The sequence below is a fragment of the Streptomyces sp. NPDC053431 genome (assembly GCF_044544925.1).
Classification (GTDB): domain Bacteria; phylum Actinomycetota; class Actinomycetes; order Streptomycetales; family Streptomycetaceae; genus Streptomyces.
The window spans coordinates 140,159-161,187 of sequence record NZ_JBITXX010000009.1 but is presented as its reverse complement, the minus strand read 5'-3'; the positions used below and the strand labels follow the sequence as shown (position 1 = coordinate 161,187).

The 21,029-nt window shown below is 72.1% G+C and carries 19 protein-coding genes; 14 read left to right on the top strand and 5 right to left on the bottom strand.

Annotated elements, in window-relative coordinates:
* Positions 1–8: 8 nt before the first annotated feature.
* From recG to mutM, 8 genes are all read left to right on the top strand, one after another.
* A complete protein-coding gene (gene recG, locus ACIGXE_RS22175) occupies positions 9–2,222 on the top strand; it encodes an ATP-dependent DNA helicase RecG (RefSeq protein ID WP_399749927.1) in 2,214 nt (737 codons plus the stop codon).
* Between the two features lie 81 nt (positions 2,223–2,303).
* Positions 2,304–2,885: a 16S rRNA (guanine(966)-N(2))-methyltransferase RsmD gene (gene rsmD, locus ACIGXE_RS22170; protein WP_399749925.1), complete on the top strand. Its 582-nt coding sequence runs from the start codon at positions 2,304–2,306 to the stop codon at positions 2,883–2,885.
* Positions 2,886–2,911: 26 nt separating this feature from the next.
* The gene (gene coaD / locus ACIGXE_RS22165) at positions 2,912–3,391 is read left to right on the top strand and encodes a pantetheine-phosphate adenylyltransferase (RefSeq protein ID WP_399750143.1); all 480 of its coding nucleotides are present in this window, start codon (positions 2,912–2,914) and stop codon (positions 3,389–3,391) included.
* Between the two features lie 109 nt (positions 3,392–3,500).
* Entirely contained in the window at positions 3,501–4,526 is a 1,026-nt protein-coding gene (locus ACIGXE_RS22160; protein ID WP_399749923.1) for an ATP synthase F0 subunit B, read from the top strand.
* Between the two features lie 215 nt (positions 4,527–4,741).
* Positions 4,742–5,308: a YceD family protein gene (locus ACIGXE_RS22155; protein WP_399749920.1), complete on the top strand. Its 567-nt coding sequence runs from the start codon at positions 4,742–4,744 to the stop codon at positions 5,306–5,308.
* Positions 5,309–5,310: 2 nt separating this feature from the next.
* Positions 5,311–5,484 (top strand): 50S ribosomal protein L32, encoded by a 174-nt coding sequence (gene rpmF, locus ACIGXE_RS22150; RefSeq protein WP_030496967.1) that lies wholly within the window; start codon positions 5,311–5,313, stop codon positions 5,482–5,484.
* Positions 5,485–5,503: 19 nt separating this feature from the next.
* The gene (rnc, locus tag ACIGXE_RS22145) at positions 5,504–6,298 is read left to right on the top strand and encodes a ribonuclease III (RefSeq protein ID WP_399749918.1); all 795 of its coding nucleotides are present in this window, start codon (positions 5,504–5,506) and stop codon (positions 6,296–6,298) included.
* A 130-nt stretch (positions 6,299–6,428) separates the two neighbouring features.
* On the top strand, positions 6,429–7,322 hold the full coding sequence (gene mutM / locus ACIGXE_RS22140; RefSeq protein ID WP_399749916.1) for a bifunctional DNA-formamidopyrimidine glycosylase/DNA-(apurinic or apyrimidinic site) lyase: 894 nt from the start codon (positions 6,429–6,431) through the stop codon (positions 7,320–7,322).
* On the opposite strand, the gene ACIGXE_RS22135 is transcribed toward mutM, so the two are convergent.
* Positions 7,312–7,779 (bottom strand): winged helix-turn-helix transcriptional regulator, encoded by a 468-nt coding sequence (locus ACIGXE_RS22135; RefSeq protein WP_399749915.1) that lies wholly within the window; start codon positions 7,777–7,779, stop codon positions 7,312–7,314. The genes mutM and ACIGXE_RS22135 overlap by 11 nt on opposite strands.
* A gap of 167 nt (positions 7,780–7,946) precedes the next feature.
* On the opposite strand from ACIGXE_RS22135, the gene ACIGXE_RS22130 reads away from it, so the two are divergent.
* Positions 7,947–8,531, top strand: coding sequence for a flavodoxin family protein (locus ACIGXE_RS22130; RefSeq protein ID WP_399749913.1), 585 nt, complete (start codon positions 7,947–7,949; stop codon positions 8,529–8,531).
* A gap of 206 nt (positions 8,532–8,737) precedes the next feature.
* Here the strand turns inward: ACIGXE_RS22130 and ACIGXE_RS22125 are convergent, their stop codons facing one another.
* Positions 8,738–9,565: a CAP domain-containing protein gene (locus ACIGXE_RS22125; protein ID WP_399749911.1), complete on the bottom strand. Its 828-nt coding sequence runs from the start codon at positions 9,563–9,565 to the stop codon at positions 8,738–8,740.
* Between the two features lie 168 nt (positions 9,566–9,733).
* Between ACIGXE_RS22125 and ACIGXE_RS22120 the strand changes: the two genes are divergently transcribed.
* From ACIGXE_RS22120 to ACIGXE_RS22105, 4 genes are all read left to right on the top strand, one after another.
* Entirely contained in the window at positions 9,734–10,015 is a 282-nt protein-coding gene (locus ACIGXE_RS22120) for an acylphosphatase (RefSeq protein ID WP_382548017.1), read from the top strand.
* 404 nt (positions 10,016–10,419) lie between these two features.
* A complete protein-coding gene (locus tag ACIGXE_RS22115) occupies positions 10,420–10,638 on the top strand; it encodes a hypothetical protein (RefSeq protein WP_399749909.1) in 219 nt (72 codons plus the stop codon).
* 218 nt (positions 10,639–10,856) lie between these two features.
* Positions 10,857–14,588 carry an AAA family ATPase gene (locus tag ACIGXE_RS22110; protein WP_399749907.1) on the top strand — a complete coding sequence of 1,244 codons (3,732 nt, stop codon included), beginning with the start codon at positions 10,857–10,859 and terminating at the stop codon, positions 14,586–14,588.
* Positions 14,589–14,796: 208 nt separating this feature from the next.
* The gene (locus tag ACIGXE_RS22105) at positions 14,797–16,230 is read left to right on the top strand and encodes a sugar porter family MFS transporter (RefSeq protein WP_399749905.1); all 1,434 of its coding nucleotides are present in this window, start codon (positions 14,797–14,799) and stop codon (positions 16,228–16,230) included.
* A 173-nt stretch (positions 16,231–16,403) separates the two neighbouring features.
* On the opposite strand, the gene ACIGXE_RS22100 is transcribed toward ACIGXE_RS22105, so the two are convergent.
* Entirely contained in the window at positions 16,404–17,381 is a 978-nt protein-coding gene (locus tag ACIGXE_RS22100) for an LLM class flavin-dependent oxidoreductase (RefSeq protein WP_399749903.1), read from the bottom strand.
* 54 nt (positions 17,382–17,435) lie between these two features.
* A complete protein-coding gene (locus ACIGXE_RS22095) occupies positions 17,436–18,911 on the bottom strand; it encodes a cytosine permease (RefSeq protein WP_399749901.1) in 1,476 nt (491 codons plus the stop codon).
* Positions 18,912–19,026: 115 nt separating this feature from the next.
* Here ACIGXE_RS22095 and ftsY point away from each other — a divergent pair, with 115 nt between their 5' ends.
* A complete protein-coding gene (gene ftsY / locus ACIGXE_RS22090; protein WP_399749899.1) occupies positions 19,027–20,250 on the top strand; it encodes a signal recognition particle-docking protein FtsY in 1,224 nt (407 codons plus the stop codon).
* A gap of 89 nt (positions 20,251–20,339) precedes the next feature.
* On the opposite strand, the gene ACIGXE_RS22085 is transcribed toward ftsY, so the two are convergent.
* Positions 20,340–20,993 (bottom strand): bifunctional DNA primase/polymerase, encoded by a 654-nt coding sequence (locus tag ACIGXE_RS22085; protein ID WP_399749897.1) that lies wholly within the window; start codon positions 20,991–20,993, stop codon positions 20,340–20,342.
* Positions 20,994–21,029 lie beyond the last annotated feature (36 nt).

The following is a 21,029-nucleotide window of genomic DNA, read 5'->3' as shown; positions in this document are numbered from 1 at the left end:
GGTGTGCAATGGATCGCGTGCCTGCGCTCGACGAACCTCTGAAGAAGCTGCTCGGCGCCGCCACCGCCAAGGTGATGGCCGAGCACATGGACCTGCACACGGTCGGCGACCTGCTCCACCACTACCCCCGGCGGTACGCGGAGCGCGGCGAGCTGACCGCGCTCGCCGACCTGCCGCTGGACGAGCACGTCACGGTCGTCGCCCAGGTCGCCGACGCGCGCGTGCACACCTTCAACAAGGGCGGGCGCGGCAAGGGCCAGCGCCTGGAGGTCACCATCACCGACGGCAGCGGCCGCATGCAGCTGGTGTTCTTCGGCCGCACCGTCCACTTCCACCAGAAGGAGCTGCTGCCCGGCCGGCGGGCCATGTTCGCCGGCAAGGTCGGCGTCTTCAACCGCCGCCTCCAGCTCGCCCACCCCGAGTACAAGCTCCTCGACGCCGACAGCGGCACCGAGACCGTCAAGGCCTTCGCGAGCGAGCTGCTGCCCATCTACCCGGCCTGCAAGCAGCTGGAGTCCTGGACCATCGAGCAGTCCGTCGCCATCGCCCTCGACTCCATGGCCGCCACCGGCTGGGAAGGGCTCGTCGACCCGCTGCCCGCCGCCCTGCGCGAGGGCCGCGGCCTCACCGACCTGCCCGACGCCCTCGCCAGGATCCACCGGCCCCGGACGAAGGCCGACATCGCCGACGCCCGCGACCGCCTCAAGTGGGACGAGGCCTTCGTCCTCCAGGTCGCCCTCGCCCGCCGCCGGCACGCCGACACCCAGCTCCCCGCCGTCGCGCGCCGCCCCGCCGAGGGCGGTCTGCTCGAGGCCTTCGACGCCAAGCTCCCCTTCACCCTCACCGAGGGCCAGCGGAAGGTCTCCCAGGAGATCTTCGACGACCTCGCCACCGACCACCCCATGCACCGCCTCCTCCAGGGCGAGGTCGGATCGGGCAAGACCCTGGTGGCCCTGCGCGCCATGCTCGCCGTCGTCGACGCCGGAGGACAGGCCGCGATGCTCGCGCCCACCGAGGTGCTCGCCCAGCAGCACCACCGGTCGGTCACCGAGATGATGGGCGAGCTCGCCGAGGGCGGCATGCTCGGCGGGGCCGAGCACGCCACCAAGGTGGTGCTGCTCACCGGATCCATGGGCGCCGCCGCCCGCCGCCAGGCCCTGCTCGACCTGGTCACCGGCGAGGCCGGGATCGTCATCGGCACCCACGCGCTGATCGAGGACAAGGTGCAGTTCCACGACCTCGGTCTGGTCGTCGTCGACGAGCAGCACCGCTTCGGCGTGGAGCAGCGCGACGCCTTGCGCGGCAAGGGGAAGCAGCCGCCGCACCTGCTCGTCATGACGGCCACGCCCATTCCCCGTACGGTCGCCATGACCGTCTTCGGCGACCTGGAGACCTCCGTCCTCGACCAGCTGCCGGCCGGCCGCTCCCCGATCGCGAGCCATGTCGTCCCGGCCGCCGACAAGCCGCACTTCCTCGCCCGCGCCTGGGAGCGGGTCCGCGAGGAGGTGGAGGCCGGCCACCAGGGGTACGTGGTGTGTCCGCGCATCGGGGACGAGGAGGACCAGAAGGCCAGGAAGAAGGCGAGTCCCGAGGACGAGGCCGAGAAGCGGCCGCCACTCGCCGTCCTGGAGGTCGCCGAGCAGCTGCGGGCCGGCCCGCTCGCCGGGCTCCGCGTGGAGGTGCTGCACGGCCGCATGCACCCCGACGACAAGGACGACGTCATGCGCCGCTTCGCCGCCGGCGAGGTGGACGTGCTGGTCGCGACCACCGTCATCGAGGTCGGCGTCAACGTGCCCAACGCCACCGCCATGGTGATCATGGACGCCGACCGCTTCGGCGTCTCCCAGCTGCACCAGCTCCGCGGCCGTGTCGGCCGCGGCTCCGCCGCCGGTCTCTGCCTGCTGGTCACCGAGATGCCGGAGGCCGGCCCGGCCCGCCAGCGACTGAACGCGGTCGCCTCCACCCTCGACGGCTTCGAGCTCTCCCGCATCGACCTCGAACAGCGCCGCGAGGGCGACGTCCTCGGCCAGGCCCAGTCCGGCGTGCGCTCCTCGCTGCGGATGCTCGCCGTCATCGAGGACGAGGAGGTCATCACCGCCGCCCGCGAGGAGGCCACCGCCCTGGTCCTCGCCGACCCGGACCTCACCGCCCACCCCGAGCTGCGCACCGCCCTCGACGCGCTCCTCGACAAGGACCGGGAGGAGTACCTGGACAAGGGCTGACCGCCGCACGGCCGACTCTCTCCGGGCCCGGCCGCCCTAAGCTGTTGCTTACGCAATGGCTATGGATGACGAGGACCCCAGATGACCCGCGTGATCGCCGGCACCGCCGGCGGACGCCGAATCGCCGTGCCGCCGGGCAACGGCACCCGGCCCACCTCCGACCGCGCGCGGGAAGGCCTCTTCTCCACGTGGGAGTCCTTCCACGGCGTGGAGGGGGCCCGGGTGGCGGACCTGTACGCGGGCTCCGGGGCCGTCGGCCTGGAGGCGCTCTCCCGGGGCGCGGCCCACGCCCTCCTGGTGGAGGCCGAACCGCGCGCCGCGAAGACCGTCCGCGACAACATCCGGTCGCTCGGGCTGCCCGGGGCCGAACTGCGCACCGGCAAGGCGGAGCAGCTCGTCACGGGCCCGGCCCCGGCCGAGCCGTACGACCTGGTCTTCCTGGACCCGCCCTACGCCGTCGCGGACGCCGATCTTCGCGAGATCCTCCTCACAATGCGCTCCGGGGGCTGGATCGCCGATGATGCCCTCGTCACCGTGGAGCGCAGCACCCGAGGCGGTGAATTCGGCTGGCCGGACGGTTTCGAGCCACTGCGGTCCCGTCGCTACGGCGAGGGAACGTTTTGGTACGGTCGCGCCGCCTCTACGTGCGAAGACGCACGATGACCGGACCGGAGAGCGAGGGACTCAAGTTGCGCCGCGCCGTATGTCCGGGGTCATTCGACCCCATCACCAACGGACACCTCGACATCATCGCCCGCGCCTCCAAGCTGTACGACGTCGTGCACGTCGCGGTGATGATCAACCAGTCGAAGAAGGGCCTCTTCAGCGTCGACGAGCGGATCGAGCTCATCCGCGAGGTCACCGCCGACTTCGGCAACGTCGAGGTGGAGTCCTTCCACGGGCTGCTCGTCGACTTCTGCAAGCAGCGCGACATCCCCGCCATCGTCAAGGGGCTGCGGGCCGTCAGCGACTTCGACTACGAGCTGCAGATGGCGCAGATGAACAACGGGCTCTCGGGCGTCGAGACCCTGTTCGTGCCCACCAACCCGACCTACAGCTTCCTGTCGTCCTCGCTGGTCAAGGAGGTCGCCGCCTGGGGCGGCGACGTCTCCCACCTGGTGCCCCCGCAGGTGCTGGGCAAGCTCACCGAGCGGCTGCGCGAACGGTGACCCCCGGCCACCTCCGCTGACGCTCCGTCACCAGGTCCCGGACAGGGCCCGACTGGCCTTACAGTCGTCCCGTCCGTCTCCATCCAGCTGTAGAGAGTGGCGAGCACCGGTGGACGTGCAGAAGAAGCTCGACGAGATCGTCGCGACGGTCCAGAACGCCCGCTCCATGCCCATGTCGGCGTCCTGCGTGGTCAACCGGGCCGAGCTGCTTTCCCTGCTCGACGAGGTCCGCGAGGCCCTGCCGGGCTCCCTCGCCCAGGCCCAGGAACTGCTCGGCGGGCGCGAGCTCATGGTCGAGCAGGCCCGCCAGGAGGCGGAGCGGATCATCGAGGCCGCCCACGCGGAGCGCGGCTCGATCGTCTCCGACAGCCAGGTCGCCCGCCAGTCCCAGGACGAGGCCGAGCGCATCCTCGCCGAGGCCCGCCGGGAGGCCGAGGAGATCCGCGCCGAGGCCGACGACTACGTCGACTCCAAGCTGGCCAACTTCGAGGTCGTGCTGAACAAGACCATCGCGTCCGTCGACCGGGGCCGCGAGAAGCTGCTCGGCCGCGGCCCGGGCCTGGACGCCGACGGGTACGGCGACGAGGACGCCCCCGAGTACAGCGCGGACCCGCAGACCCTGATCCAGCGGGCGGACGCCTACGTGGACACCAAGCTGGGCGCCTTCGAGGCGGTCCTGAGCAAGACCCTGGAGGCGGTCGGCCGCGGCCGGCAGAAGCTCCACGGCCGGATCGCCAGCGACGCCCTCGGCGAGCACATGGCGGCCCAGGACGCGGCCGGCAGCCCGCTGCACACCAGCGACGCCGACTACCTGGCCGGCCTCGCGGAGCTGGCCGACCCGGAGCCCGTACAGATCCCGGCGCAGCAGGCGGCCCCGCCGCAGCCCGCGGCCGACCCGTACGCCTACCAGCAGCCGGCCCACGACCCGTACGCCTATCAGCAGCAGCCCGTCCAGGACCCCTACGCGTACCAGCAGCAGGACCCGTACGCCTACCAGCAGCCGGTCCAGGACCCGTACGGCTACCCGCAGCAGCCCCCGGCGCCGCCGCAGGCCGCCGCCCTCGACGAGACCAGCTTCTTCGACACGAGCATGATCGACCTGGAGCAGCTGCGCCGCTACGAGCAGGGTCGATGACCCTGATTGGGCCCTGAGCGAAGCGTCCAGTATCCTGGCTGTTCGGTCGCGTGCATGCCCGCGATCCATGCTGCCCTGCTTCGTCTCCCGAAGCGGACGTGGCAGCGCCCCCCCATGTGGACGACCCGAAAGCAGGAAGAGCCCTGAGCACGCGCCTCGACCATCGCAACCCCCTCGTGTTCGACACACACGAGCTGGGGCGGCGTCCTGGTGCCATGCAGCGGCTCTCCCGCACGGTCGACGCCCCCAGGGACCTGGGGATCGCGGGGGTCATCGCAGTGCCCGAGGGCGCTCCGGTGGAGATCGAGCTCCGTCTCGAGTCGGTCATGGAAGGGGTGCTTGTCACAGGCACCGCCCGTGCGTCGGCCGAGGGGGAGTGCGTAAGGTGTCTGGAGCCCGTCGAGCTGGAGCTCGACGCGGACTTCCAGGAGATGTTCTCGTACCCCGACTCCGACGACCGGGGCCGCTCCAAGGCGGCCGCGGACGACGAAGCCGAGGACGACGAGGACATGACCCCCCTCGAGGACGGCCTGTTCGACCTCGAGCCCGTGCTGCGCGATGCGGTGGTGCTCGCACTGCCCATGCAGCCGGTGTGCCGGGAGGACTGTGAAGGTCTGTGTTCCGAGTGCGGAACCAACCTGAACGACAACCCGGACCACCACCATGACGCCGTCGACATGCGTTGGGCGGCACTGCAGGGACTCGCCGGTTCGCTGGGAACCGATGAGAAGGACAACATGAGCGATGCCGCATCCGGTGTCGACGAGAAGCAGGAGAAGTAGCCGTGGCTGTTCCGAAGCGGAAGATGTCGCGCAGCAACACGCGCCACCGCCGGTCGCAGTGGAAGGCTGCGGTCCCCACCCTGGTTTCGTGTGAGCGTTGCCAGGAGCCGAAGCAGCAGCACATCGCGTGCCCGAGCTGCGGCACCTACAACAAGCGCCAGGTCCTCTCCGTCTGAGGGGCCGGTGAGAGGCACGATGTCTGACCACGTCAATTCGGCCTCGTCCCACACGCTTCTGGAAGGGCGGCTCGGGTATCAGCTCGAGTCCGCCCTTCTGGTGCGTGCGCTGACCCACCGTTCCTACGCGTACGAGAACGGCGGTCTGCCCACCAACGAGCGTCTCGAGTTCCTCGGGGACTCCGTGCTCGGCCTGGTGGTCACGGACACGCTCTACCGCACCCACCCCGACCTGCCCGAAGGCCAGCTGGCCAAGCTGCGGGCCGCGGTGGTCAACTCGCGTGCGCTGGCGGAAGTGGGCCGCGGCCTCGACCTGGGCTCCTTCATCCGGCTCGGCCGGGGCGAGGAAGGCACGGGCGGCCGGGACAAGGCGTCCATCCTCGCCGACACCCTTGAAGCGGTGATCGGCGCGGTCTATCTCGACCAGGGCCTCGACGCGGCGTCCGAGCTGGTGCACCGGCTCTTCGACCCGCTGATCGAGAAGTCCTCGAACCTCGGCGCCGGCCTGGACTGGAAGACCAGTCTCCAGGAGCTGACCGCGGCCGAGGGTCTGGGTGTTCCGGAGTACCTCGTCAGCGAGGAGGGTCCGGACCACGAGAAGACCTTCACTGCTGCCGCCCGCGTCGGTGGTGTCTCGTACGGCACCGGCACCGGCCGCAGCAAGAAGGAGGCGGAGCAGCAGGCGGCGGAGTCCGCGTGGCGCGCGATTCGCGCGGCTGCGGACGAACGCGCGGCGGCGGCGAAGGCCGCGGCCGAGGGAGAGGCCGCCGACCCCTCTTCCGGCGATTCCACCGGGGAGCAGGCTTCGGTCTGACCCCTCCGCGATCCTTCGCGGTCCTTCTTCACCCGATGCCCCCGTCCCCCAGGGACGGGGGCATCGGCGTGTCCGAGGGCGGCGGTAGGCTGCCGACAGAAGCCACCGCAACCATCTCCGGAGGAGTCCCGTGCCCGAGCTGCCCGAGGTCGAGGTCGTCCGACGCGGTCTTGAGCGCTGGGTCGCCGGACGGACCGTGGCCGAGGTCGAGGTCCTGCACCCCCGGGCGGTCCGCCGCCATCTCGGGGGCGGGGCGGACTTCGCGGCCCGGCTGACGGGGCAGCGCTTCGGCACGGCACAGCGGCGCGGCAAGTACCTGTGGCTGCCGCTCGCGGACGGCGGCGCCTCCGTGCTCGGACACCTGGGCATGAGCGGCCAGCTCCTCGTCCAGCCCGAGGACGCCCCGGACGAGAAGCACCTGCGGATCCGGATCCGTTTCACCCCGTCGGACCGCGACGCCGTCGCGGGCACCGCGGGCACCGAGCTGCGCTTCGTCGACCAGCGCACCTTCGGCGGCCTGTCCCTGCACGACACCACCCCGGACAGCGCCGACGGGATCCCGGACGTCATCGCGCACATCGCCCGCGACCCGCTGGACCCGCTCTTCGACGACGCCGCCTTCCAGACGGCGCTGCGGCTGCGCCGTACGACGATCAAGCGGGCGCTGCTGGACCAGTCGCTGATCAGCGGCGTCGGCAACATCTACGCCGACGAGGCGCTGTGGCGCGCGCGACTGCACTACGAGCGGCCCACGGCCACGCTCACCCGGCCCCGGTCCGCCGAGCTGCTGGGGCACGTGCGGGACGTGATGAACGCGGCGCTCGCCGCCGGCGGCACCAGCTTCGACTCGCTGTACGTCAACGTGAACGGCGAGTCGGGGTACTTCGACCGCTCGCTCGACGCGTACGGGCGGGAGGGCGAGCCCTGCCGCCGCTGCGGTACGCCGATGCGCCGGCGCCCGTGGATGAACCGGTCCAGCTACTACTGCCCGCGCTGCCAGCGCCCGCCGCGCCTCACCGTGTGACCGGCTCGGCCGGCTCGGCCCGCTCGGCGTCGTAGCCCTGGCGGGCGGCGAGCACCTGGGGCATCCGGCCCTCGACCAGCCGGATCAGCGTGAGGAGCTGCTCGGCGACCTCGGCGCCCAGCGGCGTGAGCCGGTAGTCCACGCGCGGCGGGTTGGTCGGCTGCGCCTCGCGGTGCACGAGGCCGTCGCGCTCCAGCGCGTGCAGCGTCTGGGACAGCATCTTCTCGCTGACGCCGTCCACCCTGCGCCGCAGTTCGTTGAAGCGGAAGCCGCCCTCGTGCAGCGCGCCCAGGGTCAGGCTGCCCCAGCGGCCGGTCACGTGCTCGAGCGTGCCGCGGGACGGGCAGGACTTCGCGAAGACGTCGAAGACGTCGCAGGTGCGCTGGGCGTCGACGCCGTCGAGGGCATCGTCGGCATCGACGGCGTCGACGCAGGAGGGGGCCGGGTCGTCGGTCATGCTCTCTACCATACTCCGCCACAGCGCTGTACTTCCGATCGCGCTATGGAATACGGCGGCGCTGTGGTGTGCATCGCGCTGAGTGGGGGTTTGCGCTTTCTGAAAGTTAGTGCTCTACTTCTCGACGTTTCCCCCTGCCGTTCCGTCGCACCGCCGAGGAGCCCTTCATGACCACGCCCGTCGTCTCCATCGCGTACCACTCCGGCTACGGCCACACCGCCGTCATCGCAGAGGCCGTCCGGAACGGCGCCGCCGACGCCGGTGCCACCGTCCACCTGATCAAGGTCGACGAGATCACCGACGCCGAGTGGGAGCTCCTGGACGCCTCCGACGCGATCGTCTTCGGCTCGCCGACCTACATGGGCACCGCCTCCGGCGCCTTCCACCAGTTCGCCGAGGCCACCTCGAAGCGCTGGTTCAGCGACGCCTGGCTGGACAAGCTCGCGGCCGGCTTCACCAACTCCGGCTCGAAGAGCGGCGACAAGCTGCACACCCTGCAGTTCTTCCAGACCCTGGCCGGCCAGCACGGCATGACCTGGGTCAACCTCGGCCTGAAGCCCGGCTGGAACACCAGCGAGGCCTCCGAGAACGACATCAACCGCCTCGGCTTCTTCACCGGTGCCGCCGCCCAGACCCCGGCCGACCTCGGTCCGGAGGGCGTCCACAAGGCCGACATCGCGACCGCCGAGCACCTCGGCCGCCGCGTCGCCGCGACCGCCCGCACCTTCGTCCTGGGCAAGGCCGCGGCCTGACGCCCCCGCGCCCTCGCCCGGCGCACACGGAAGGGCCCCGTCACCGGAGTGGTGACGGGGCCCTTCCCCGCTTTCGCGAACATCAGGGGCGGCTCGGAGTCCGGAATCCCGCCCGGAGGCGGAGGCCTGGCCCGGAGGCGGAGGCCCGGCCCGGAGGCGGAGGTCGGATCAGAAGCCGAGGTCCGGGTCAGAAGCCGAGGTCCGGCTCAGAAGCCGAAGTCCTGGGTCCACCACGGTCCGCCGTCGCCGAAGTGGACGCCGACGCCGAGCCTCGTGTAGTCGCAGTTCAGGATGTTCGCGCGGTGGCCGTCGCTGGCCATCCAGGACTTCATGACCGCGGCCGCGTCCACCTGGCCGCGCGCGATGTTCTCGCCGCCGAGGCCCGTGATGCCGGCCTTCGTGGCGCGGTCCCAGGGGGTGGCGCCGTCGGGGTCGGTGTGGTCGAAGTAGCCGCGGGCCGCCATGTCCGCGCTGAAGGCACCCGCCAGCGAGGCGAGCCCGGAGTCGGCGTGGATCGGGGTGCAGCCGACCTTGGCGCGCTCCAGGTTCACCAGGCGCACGACCTCCGCCTCGGCCGCCGACTCACGGCTGCTCAGCGAGCGCACGACGGTGGTGGGCGTGGTGACCGGGGCCTTCGTGGCCGGCGCCGGCGGGGCCTCGGTCCGGCGGACCGTCCGCGTCGGCTCGGGGGCCGGCGTCTTCGAGGCCTTGGGGGTCGGGGTGGGCGTCGGCTTGGTCGCGGAGGGCTTCGGCTTCGGCTTCGCCGAGGGGGACGCGGGCCTGCCGTTCCCCGCGGGCCTTCCGGCGCCCTGGCTCGTCGGGGTCGCGGAGGCGCCGCCCTGGGTGGTCAGGCTCGGGGCCTGCTGGGCCTCCACGTGTCGCTCGGCCGTGGCCGTACTGCCCACCGTGAAGGTGTCACCGCCGGGCAGCAGGCCCGAGGCGACGGCCGCCGCGCCCACCGCGACCGCCGCGGAGACACCGAGCAGTCCGGTGCGTACGGGCGCGCCGCGCCGTGTGCCGCGATGCCGTCCCATGTACTCCGCCTCCTGACCTCTGAACTGCGATCTTTGCTGATCTTTGCTTTCGTTGACGCCTTCGAACGGGGCTCGGCCGACCGGGTGAGCCTCATTCCGTCGGGACTGTACGCCATGAGGCGCGGGGCTGACGTGCTCCTTCCGTAATTCGCCGGTTAGCGTGCAGCCATGGACGACGACGTACGGATGACCGCCTGGGTGCGCGGCCGGGTACAGGGAGTGGGCTTCCGCTGGTTCACCAGGGCAAACGCACTGGAGATCGGCGGGCTCGTGGGCTTCGCCCTGAACCTCGACGACGGCCGGGTGCAGGTCGTGGCCGAGGGGCCGAGTGAGAATTGCCACCGTCTGCTCGACTGGCTGCGGTCCGACGACACGCCCGGGCGGGTGGACGGAGTCACTGAGATCTGGGACACCCCGCGCGGCATCTACGAGACCTTCGCGATCCGCTGAGCGCCCTTGGCGATCTTGCTTCCGCAACGCCGCCCGAGGCCCCCGAACGGGTCTCGGGCGGGTGTTCGGGGAACGTGCGGGAAAGCGGAAACGACCTGGTGGTTGCCAAGAAGGGCTTGCCGTGCCAGGCTGCGCGAGTAAGGATGATCGAAACGCCCCTCGGGCACCGAGTTGCGAGGCGCCGCCGCCCTGGGTGCGGCCGCGGACCCCCCGGTGGCCCCCTGATGCAGGGCGTGATCGTGTTGACCGTCAAACTTTTTGGTGAGACTCTGGAAGCCCCGCGCACCTTAGCTGTTCGAGCGTGAGAACGGGCACGACACAGAGCACGGTCGAGCACCGCGGGTGCGAATCCCTCACGACCCACACCGCTTCGGTCGGTCACTCAGTGTGGAGGACCATCCATCATGGCAAAGGCGCTTCTCGGTTACGTCGGCGGCTCCGACCCGCGACTCCTCGCCGAGATGCGACGGCTTCAGCAGCGCGTCCAGGACCTGGAGTCCGAGCTTGTACGGATCCAGTCGGAGAACGACGCGCTCACGGCTGCCGCCGCTCAGCACCAGGGAGAGTCGCTGCTGGACAGCATCGATCTCGACGTCACCAAGGCGGAGCCTGCGCTCACCTGAGACCTCAGCGCCCCGAGGGGCCAGGTGAGAAACACTCTCGCCAGCACCGCTGGACATGCAAGGGACGCTTCGGCGTCCCTTCTTTCTTGCGCAGGCCGCACCGCGCCCCGTGCTCGCCGCTCGCGTACCCCCCTGCCCCCGTGTCACATGTTCTTGGGGGAGGGTGTGCCCTGCACCTTCGGGGGTGAAACCCAGGACCCCGGGTAGAGTCCGCAGGCGTGCATCTCAAGGCCCTGACGCTCCGCGGTTTCAAGTCGTTCGCCTCCGCCACCACGCTGCGGTTCGAACCGGGAATCACCTGCGTCGTCGGGCCCAACGGCTCGGGCAAGTCCAACGTCGTGGACGCGCTGTCCTGGGTCATGGGAGAGCAGGGCGCCAAGTCGCTGCGCGGCGGCAAGATGGAGGACGTCATCTTCGCCGGCACGACCGGGCGGCCCCCGCTCGGCCGTGCCGAGGTCTCGCTGACCATCGACAACTCCGACGGCGCGCTGCCCATCGACTACGCCGAGGTCACCATCACCCGGATCATGTTCCGGGGCGGCAGCAGCGAGTACCAGATCAACGGCGACACCTGCCGGCTGCTCGACATCCAGGACCTGCTGTCCGACTCGGGCATCGGCCGCGAGATGCACGTCATCGTCGGCCAGGGCCAGCTCGACTCCGTCCTGCACGCCGACCCGATGGGTCGCCGCGCCTTCATCGAGGAGGCCGCGGGCGTCCTCAAGCACCGCAAGCGCAAGGAGAAGGCGCTGCGGAAGCTCGACGCGATGCAGGCCAACCTCGCGCGCGTCCAGGACCTCACCGACGAGCTGCACCGCCAGCTCAAACCGCTCGGCCGGCAGGCGGCGGTCGCCCGGCGTGCCGCCGTCATCCAGGCCGACCTGCGCGACGCCCGCCTCCGGCTGCTCTCCGACGACCTCGTACGCCTCAAGGAGGCGCTCAAGGCCGAGGTCGCCGACGAGGCCGCGCTGCTCGCCCGCAAGCAGGCGACCGAGGCCGAGCTGAAGGCGGCCCTGGCGAAGGAGGCCGGCCTGGAGGACGAGGTGCGCCGCCTCGCGCCGCGGCTCCAGCGCGCCCAGCAGACCTGGTACGAGCTGTCGCAGCTCGCCGAGCGGGTGCGCGGCACCGTCTCGCTCGCCGACGCGCGCGTCAAGAGCGCCACCGACCGGCCCGCCGAGGAGCGGCGGGGCCGCGATCCCGAGGACATGGAGCGCGAGGCGGCCCGCATCCGCGAGCAGGAGGCCGAACTGGAGGCCGCCCTGGAGGCCGCCGAGCGCGCCCTGGAGGACACGGTCGCCCACCGCGCCGAGCTGGAACGCGCCCTCGCCGTCGAGGAGCGGCGCCTGAAGGACCTCGCCCGCGCGATCGCCGACCGCCGGGAGGGCCTGGCCCGGCTGCACGGCCAGGTCAACGCGGCCCGCTCGCGCGCCGCGTCCGCCCAGGCCGAGATCGACCGGCTGGCCGCCGCCCGCGACGAGGCGCAGGAGCGGGCGGTCGCCGCGCAGGAGGAGTACGAGCAGCTGAAGGCGGAGGTCGACGGCCTGGACGCGGGCAACACGGAGCTGGGGGAGCGGTACGAGGCCGCGCGCGGCGAGCTCGCCGAGGCGGAGACCGCCCTCGCCGCCGCCCGTGAGGCCGCCGCCGACGCCGACCGCGCCCGCGCCGCGACCCGCGCCCGGCACGACGCCCTCGCCCTCGGCCTGCGCCGCAAGGACGGCACGGGCGCCCTCCGCACCGCCGGCCTCACGGGCCTGCTCGGTCCGGCGGCCGAACTCCTGACGGTCGCCCCGGGCCACGAGGTGCCCGTGGCCGCGGCCCTGGGCGCCGCCGCCGACGCGCTGGCCGTGACCGACCCGTCGGCCGCCGCCGAGGCCCTGCGCCTGCTGCGCAAGCAGGACGCGGGGCGGGCGTCGCTGCTGCTGGCGGGCGTGGTGGAGCCGGGTGAGGCGGCGGAGCCGGAGCAGGCGGGGCAGCGCGGGGAGGCGGGCCCCCGTTCGCCGCTCGCCGCCGAGGGCCTCGCCCCGGCCGGCGGCTCCTCCGCGCCGACCGGCGCCGGCTCGGGCGCGGAGCGCGGCGGCCCGGGGGCCGGCCGCCCGGCCGACTCGCCCGACGGCGCCCGGTCGACGGTCGGCGGCGTCACCGTCCTGCCCGCCGCCTCCCTCGTCACCGGTCCCCCGGAACTCATGGGCGCCGTACGCCGGCTGCTCAAGGACGTCGTGGTCGTCGACGGTCTCGACGAGGCCGTCCAGGTGGTCCGGACCCGGCCCGCGCTGACCGCCGTCACCGCCGAGGGCGACCTGCTCGGAGCGCACTTCGCGCAGGGCGGGTCCGCCGGGGCGCCGAGCCTCCTCGAGGTGCAGGCCTCGGTGGACGAGGCGGCGGCCGAACTGGCCGAGCTCGACGTGCGCTGCGCGGAGTCGGCCGCCGCCCGGGAGGCGGCCGCCGAGCGCCGCCGGGAGGCGGCACGGCACGTCGAGGAGCTGACCGAGCGGCGGCGGACCGCCGACCGGGAGAAGTCGGCGGTGGCCCAGCAGCTCGGCCGGCTCGCCGGGCAGGCCAGGGGCGCCGCCGGGGAGGCCGAGCGCACCGCCGCCGCGGTCGCCCGCGCCGAGGAGGCCCTGGAGAAGGCGCTGGTCGAGGCGGAGGAGCTGACCGGGCGGTTGCTCGCCGTCGAGGAGAGCTCCCCGGAGGGAGGGGACGAGGAGCCCGACACCGCCACGCGCGACCGCCTCGCGATCGACGGCTCCAACGCGCGCCAGACCGAGATGGAGGCCCGCCTTCAGGTCCGTACCCACGAGGAGCGGGTCAAGGGCCTGGCCGGCCGGGCCGACTCCCTCGACCGGGCCGCCCGCGCCGAGCGCGAGGCCCGGGCCCGCGCCGAGCAGCGCCGGGCGCGCCTGCGCCACGAGGCGGAGGTGGCCGCGGCCGTGGCGTCGGGCGCTCGCCAGCTGCTCGCCCACGCCGAGGTGTCCCTGGTCCGCGCCGAGCAGGAGCGTGCCCTGGCCGAGGCCGCCAAGGGCGCCCGCGAGCAGGACCTGAACGCCGCCCGCGCCCGGGGCCGTGACCTGAAGGCCGAGCTGGACAAGCTGACCGACTCGGTGCACCGCGGCGAGGTCCTCGGCGCCGAGAAGCGGCTGCGGATCGAGCAGCTGGAGTCCCGCTCCCTGGAGGAGCTGGGCGTGGAGCCGGCCGTGCTGATCGACGAGTACGGCCCGCACCAGCTCGTACCGCCGTCCCCGCCCGCCGAGGGAGAGGACCTCCCCGAGGACCCGGAGCATCCGCGCAACCAGCCGCGTCCCTTCGTCCGTTCGGAGCAGGAGAAGCGGCTCAGGTCCGCCGAACGGGCGTACCAGCAGCTCGGCAAGGTCAATCCGCTGGCCCTGGAGGAGTTCGCGGCCCTGGAGGAGCGCCACCAGTTCCTCTCCGAGCAGCTGGAGGACCTGAAGAAGACCCGCGCCGACCTGCTTCAGGTGGTGAAGGAGGTCGACCTGCGGGTCGAGCAGGTCTTCACCGAGGCGTACCGGGACACCGCCCGCGAGTTCGAGGGGGTGTTCTCGCGGCTCTTCCCGGGCGGCGAGGGGCGCCTCGTGCTCACCGACCCGGAGAACATGCTCACCACCGGCGTCGACGTGGAGGCCCGCCCGCCGGGCAAGAAGGTCAAGCGGCTCTCGCTGCTGTCGGGCGGCGAGCGCTCGCTGACGGCGGTGGCGCTGCTGGTCTCCATCTTCAAGGCACGCCCCAGCCCCTTCTACGTGATGGACGAGGTCGAGGCGGCGCTCGACGACACCAACCTGCAGCGGCTGATCCGGATCATGCAGGAGCTCCAGGAGTCCTCGCAGCTGATCGTGATCACGCACCAGAAGCGCACGATGGAGGTCGCCGACGCGCTCTACGGGGTGTCGATGCAGGGCGACGGGGTATCGAAAGTCATCAGCCAAAGGCTCCGCTGAGAGACCCCATCTTCAACTTGTGAAGCCAACGTGCCTCACTGTGCGGTTCAAGTCATACGACATCAGGTCTTGACTTCGAAACCTGAAGGCATAGTCTCTGCAACGTTGCTTTTACCTTCAAGTGGTGGGCGACGTGAAGTTGTGCGCCACTTGAAGGGCTCGCCCCCCCACCGCACCGGCGACGCTGCCGGAGCCCCGAGGAGTCCCCGTGACCAGCACCGCGCAGGCGCCCACACCGCCTTCGTCCGAAGGCCGTTCGGCCCATCCGGACCACATCGGACACGTCATCTTCATCACGGCCTCGGCCGCGATGGGCGGCTTCCTCTTCGGTTACGACAGCTCCGTCATCAACGGCGCCGTCGAGGCCATCCGCGAGCGGTACGACATCGGCTCCGCGGGCCTCGCCCAGGTCATCGCCATCGCCCTGATCGGCTGCGCCATCGGCGCGGCCACCGCCGGCCGGATCGCCGACCGCATCGGCCGCATCCGCTGCATGCAGATCGCCGCCGTCCTCTTCTCCATCAGCGCCGTCGGCTCCGCGCTGCCCTTCGCCCTGTGGGACCTGGCCTTCTGGCGGATCGTGGGCGGTTTCGCCATCGGCATGGCCTCCGTCATCGGCCCCGCCTACATCGCCGAGGTCGCCCCCGCCGCCTACCGCGGCCGGCTGGGCTCCTTCCAGCAGGCCGCCATCGTCATCGGCATCGCCATCTCCCAGCTGGTCAACTACGGCATCCTGCAGCTCGCCGACGGCGACCAGCGCGGCGAGATCGGCGGCCTGGAGGCCTGGCAGTGGATGCTCGGCGTGATGGTCGTGCCCGCGCTCCTCTATGGTCTGCTGTCCTTCGCCATCCCCGAGTCCCCGCGCTTCCTCATCTCCGTCGGCCGCACCGACAAGGCCAAGGAGGTGCTCGCCGAGGTCGAGGGCCGCGGCGTCGACCTGGACCGCCGTGTCGCCGAGATCGACCAGGCCATGCGCAGCGAGCACAAGTCCACCTTCAAGGACCTGCTGGTCGCCGGCGGCCGGTTCAAGCTGCTGCCCATCGTCTGGGTCGGCATCGGCCTCTCCGTCTTCCAGCAGCTCGTCGGCATCAACGTCGCCTTCTACTACTCCGCGACGCTGTGGCAGTCCGTCGGCATCGACCCGTCGAGCTCGTTCCTCTACTCGTTCACCACGTCGATCATCAACATCATCGGCACCGTGATCGCGATGGTCCTGGTCGACCGGGTCGGCCGCAAGCCGCTCGCCCTCGTCGGCTCCGTCGGCATGGCGATCGCCCTCGCCTTCGAGGCCTGGGCCTTCTCCGCCGACCTCGTCGACGGCAAGCTGCCCACCACCCAGGGCGTCGTGGCGCTCGTCGCCGCCCATGTCTTCGTGCTCTTCTTCGCCCTCTCGTGGGGCGTGGTCGTCTGGGTCTTCCTCGGCGAGATGTTCCCCAACCGCATCCGGGCCGCCGCCCTCGGCGTCGCCGCCTCCGCCCAGTGGATCGCCAACTGGGCCATCACCGCCAGCTTCCCGTCCCTCGCGGACTGGAACCTCTCCGGCACCTACGTGATCTACACGGTCTTCGCCGTGCTCTCGATCCCCTTCGTACTGCGGTACGTCAAGGAGACGAAGGGCAAGGCGTTGGAGGAGATGGGCTAATCCCCGCTGCCCCTCTCCTCACGCACCGCACCGCCCCGGTCCGAGGCCCCATGCCCCGGACCGGGGCAGTACGTTTTCACGCACCGCACCGCCCCGCCCCGCCCCGGCGCCCCTCCCCAGCGCCCCGGCGCCCCGCCCCGGCGCCCCCGCGCCCCGCCCCGGCACCCCCCGCCTCAGGCCCGGAGGCGGGGTAGCACGGCGTCGCAGAACAGCCGCACGCTCCGCCAGCCCTCCTCGAGCGGCATCCCGCCGCAGAGCGGATGCAGCACCAGACTGTCGAGCTCCCCGCCGAGCGCCACGCACTCCTCCGGCGTCACCACCCGGTACACCCCCTCCGCACGCAGCTCCGGCACCGTCGTCGCGGTCGAGCGGACCGCCGAGCGGATGTCCTTGGACTGCCAGGAGGCGTAGGTCCGGGCCTCGTGCAGGAAGTGCTCGCCGTGCTCCGCCCAGGTCCGCTCCGGGTCCTCCGACACGTGCAGCAGCGGGGTCTCCCGCGCCGGCATCATCGTCCAGCCCTCGGTGCCGTACGCGGCGCACTGCTCCTGGTAGTACGTCTCCAGCTCCGGCAGGTGCGCGCTGGGGAAGAGCGGCAGTCCGAGCCGGGCCGCCCGGCGGGCCGCCGCCTTCGACGAGCCGCCGACCAGCAGCAGCGGGTGCGGCTGGGTGAGCGGCCGCGGGGTGATCCGTACCGTACGGCCCTGGTAGGTGAAGGGCTCGCCGGACCAGGCCGCGAGCAGCGTCTCCAGGAGAAGGTCCTGCAGCTTGCCGCGGCGGCCCCAGTCGACCCCGCGCTCCTCGTACTCCTCCGGCCGGTAGCCGATCCCCGCGACCGTCACCAGACGCCCGCCGCTCAGCAGGTCGAGGACCGCGATCTCCTCCGCGAGCCGCAGCGGGTCGTGCAGCGGCCCGATGATCGCCGAGACGGTGACCGCGATTCTCTTCGTCGCCCCGAAGACCGCGCCCGCGAAGGCGAAGGGGGACGGGAGCCAGTTGTTGGCGGCGCCGTGGTGCTCCTCGGTCTGCACGGTGTCGACGCCGTGCGCGTCGGCGTGGACGGCCATCCCGACGGCGGCGCGATAGCGCGCCGAGAGGGAGACGGGGTCCGCGTGCGGGTCGACGAGGTTGAACCGGACGACGGTGAACGGCATGGGAAGTCCCCCTCCACGGGTGCGTCGTGGAGGGGGACGGTAGCTGACGTCGCGTCAGATGGAAACGGTCTCGCGCGTCCCGGCCGGATCGGCGCTCACGCCCGCGGGCTCCGCCGCCCGGCGCGCCCGGTCCCGCGGCAGCACCGCGTACAGCACGCCCGCCACCACGATCGTCGCCGCCCAGCCGAGCCCGTTCCGCCCGATCCAGGACGAGGCCAGCGGGCCCGCGAACCAGTCGACCTCGGTGAACAGCAGGCCGGTGACCAGGGCCACGCCCCAGGCCGTCATCGCCTGCCAGGCGAAACCGCCCCGGTACCAGTACGCGCCCGACCGGGTGGTGTCCATCAGCGCCTCCGCGTCGTACGACCGCCGGCGCAGCATGTCCACGCCGAAGACGCCGATCCACGCCGAGAACGCCACCGCGAGCAGCGTCAGGAAGGAGATGAAGGAGCCGATGAAGCTGGTCGCCACCACCATCAGCAGGAAGCCGAAGACCAGACTGATCGCCGCGTTGACGCTGACCGCCGCCGCCCGCGGCACCTTGATGCCCAGGGTCTGCGCGGTGAAGCCGGCCGAGTACATCGACATCGAGTTGATCAGCAGCATCCCGATCAGCGCGATCACCAGGTACGGCACCGAGATCCACATGGGCAGCAGCTCGCCGATGAAGGAGACCGGGTCCTGCGCCGAGGCCAGGTCCGGCGTCGACACCGCCATCACCGCGCCCATCAGCACCATCGGCAGCACGACGATCCCCGCGCCGCCGACGGTCGAGCCGACCACCGCCCTCGAGGAGGCGGTGCGCGGCAGATAGCGCGTGAAGTCGGGGCCGGACGGCACCCAGCTGATGCCGCCCGCCGCGATCGTGCCGATCCCGGCCACCAGCATCGCGGTCGAACCGGCCGGCTTGGCGAAGACCGCCGACCAGTCGGTGTTCGCCACCAGATAGCCCAGGACCAGCACCGAGAAGGCGCCGAAGAGATACGTCGACCACGTGCTGCACACCCGCAGCGCGCTGATCCCGAGCCCGGAGACCAGGAAGGTGCAGGACACGAACACCAGCAGCGTCACGACGATCAGGAAGGTGTTCGACCGCACGCCGAAGAGCAGGTCGAGGACCGTCAGCACCGCGTACGCGCCGGTGACCGCGTTGATGGTCTCCCAACCCCAGCGGGCCACCCAGATCAGCGCCCCGGGAAAAAGGTTTCCGCGCTGACCGAAGACCGCCCGCGACAAGGCCATGCCCGGCGCTCCGCCCCGCTTCCCGGCGATCGAGATCAGACCGACGATCCCGTACGACAGGACCGGCGCGGCCACCGCCACCACCAGGACCTGCCAGAAGTTCAGGCCGTTGAAGACGATCAGGCCGGCGCCCATCGTGAGCAGCAGCACACTGATGTTGGCCGCCACCCAGGTCGGGAACAGCTCCCGGACCCGGCCGGTCCGCTCGGCGTCGGGAACGGGTTCGAGGCCGCGGCTCTCCAGCCGCCCGCCGCTCGGCGCGGCTTCGGTCTCGGACGCGTGGGACATAGGGGTACTCCGTCGTACAGATGTGGGGGAAGCACCCACTTTACGTGCCACGCTCCCGTGCCCCGCGCGACGTACTCCGCCCCCGGCGCCTTCGTGGCCGATACTGGGTGACGTTATGGAACTCATCCTTGCTGTAGTCATCGCTCTGGTCGTCGCGGTCGCCGTGACCAGCGGTCTCGTGATCAGCGGTCGCAAGAAGAAGCAGCTGCCGCCGGCCGAGCCGCCGTCCACCACGCCGACCATCACCGCTCCGCCCGCCGAACCGCACGTCGGCGACGAGGCGGAGACACCGCGGGAAGAACCACGCCGCACCGTCGAGGAGGTCGAGCTCCCCACCGCCGAGGCGCTCGAGACGCCGGTCGCGGTCGAGGACCCGGTCGTCGAGGCCCCGGAGGCCCCGGCGATCGAGGTGCCCGAGCCGACCGCCGGCCGCCTCGTACGGCTCCGGGCCCGGCTCGCCCGCTCCCAGAACTCGCTCGGCAAGGGGCTGCTCACGCTCCTGTCCCGCGAGCACCTCGACGAGGACACCTGGGAGGAGATCGAGGAGACCCTCCTCACCGCCGACGTCGGCGTCGCCCCCACCCAGGAGCTGGTCGAGCGGCTGCGCGAGCGCGTCAAGGTGCTCGGCACCCGCACCCCCGACGAGCTGCGCGGCCTGCTCCGCGAGGAGCTCGTCACCCTGCTCGGCCCCGACTTCGACCGCTCGGTGAAGACCGAGAGCCCCGAGGACACCCCGGGCGTCGTCATGGTCGTCGGCGTCAACGGCACCGGCAAGACCACCACCACCGGCAAGCTCGCCCGCGTGCTCGTCGCCGACGGCAAGTCCGTCGTCCTCGGCGCCGCCGACACCTTCCGCGCCGCCGCCGCCGACCAGCTCCAGACCTGGGGCGAGCGCGTCGGCGCCCGCACCGTGCGCGGCCCGGAGGGCGGCGACCCGGCGTCGATCGCCTACGACGCGGTCAAGGAGGGCATCGCCGAGAAGGCCGACGTCGTCCTCATCGACACCGCCGGCCGCCTGCACACCAAGACCGGCCTCATGGACGAGCTCGGCAAGGTGAAGCGCGTCGTCGAGAAGCACGGCCCGCTCGACGAGATCCTCCTCGTCCTCGACGCCACCACCGGCCAGAACGGCCTCATCCAGGCCCGCGTCTTCGCCGAGGTCGTCGACATCACCGGCATCGTCCTGACCAAGCTCGACGGCACCGCCAAGGGCGGCATCGTCGTCGCCGTCCAGCGGGAGCTGGGCGTCCCGGTCAAGCTGGTGGGCCTCGGCGAGGGCCCGGACGACCTGGCCCCGTTCGAGCCGGGTGCCTTCGTCGACGCCCTCATCGGCGACTGACCGGCGACCACCCCCCCACACGCAGCCTGTACGAGAAGGGCCCCTGCCGCAGCTCAACGGCAGGGGCCCTGCTCTGTCCCGGGGCCCGGTCAGCAGTGCGTGCGGTGACAGATGTACGCGAGCGTCCCCAGCAGCAGCCGGGCCTGCGGCGGCGCCCCCGCCGCGTCCAGGGTCGGCGGCCGCAGCCAGCGCACCGGCCCGAGCCCGCCCAGATCCGAGGGCGGGGCGGTGATGTGGGCGCCCGCGCCCAGACAGTGCAGGTCCAGATCGGCGTCGTCCCAGCCCATCCGGTAGAGCAGCTGCGGCAGCTCCGCCGCCGCGCCCGGGGCGACGAAGAACTGCGCCCGGCCCGTCGGCGTCGCGCACACCGGCCCCAGCGGCAGGCCCATGCGCTCCAGCCGGACCAGCGCCCGGCGGCCCGCCGCCTCCGCGACCTCGATCACGTCGAAGGCCCCGCCGACCGGCAGGAGCAGCGCCGCTCCCGGGTAGTCCGACCACGCCTTCGTCGCGTCGTCGAGGCCCGCGCCCGCCGGCACCGGCTCGGCGAAGGCCAGCGGGTGCGCCCCCGGAGCCGTACAGCCGAGATCACCGCAGGAGCAGCGGCCGGCGACGGCCCGCGCCCCCGGGACCACGTCCCAGCCCCACAGTCCCGTGTACTCGGCCACCGCTGTGCACTCCGTGGTGCGTACGCGGCGGCGTGAGCCGGACCGCATCTCACGAATGCCGCCGATCGTGAAGCCCATGCCCCCTCCAACGGGTCGAGCGCGCCGGTGGTTACG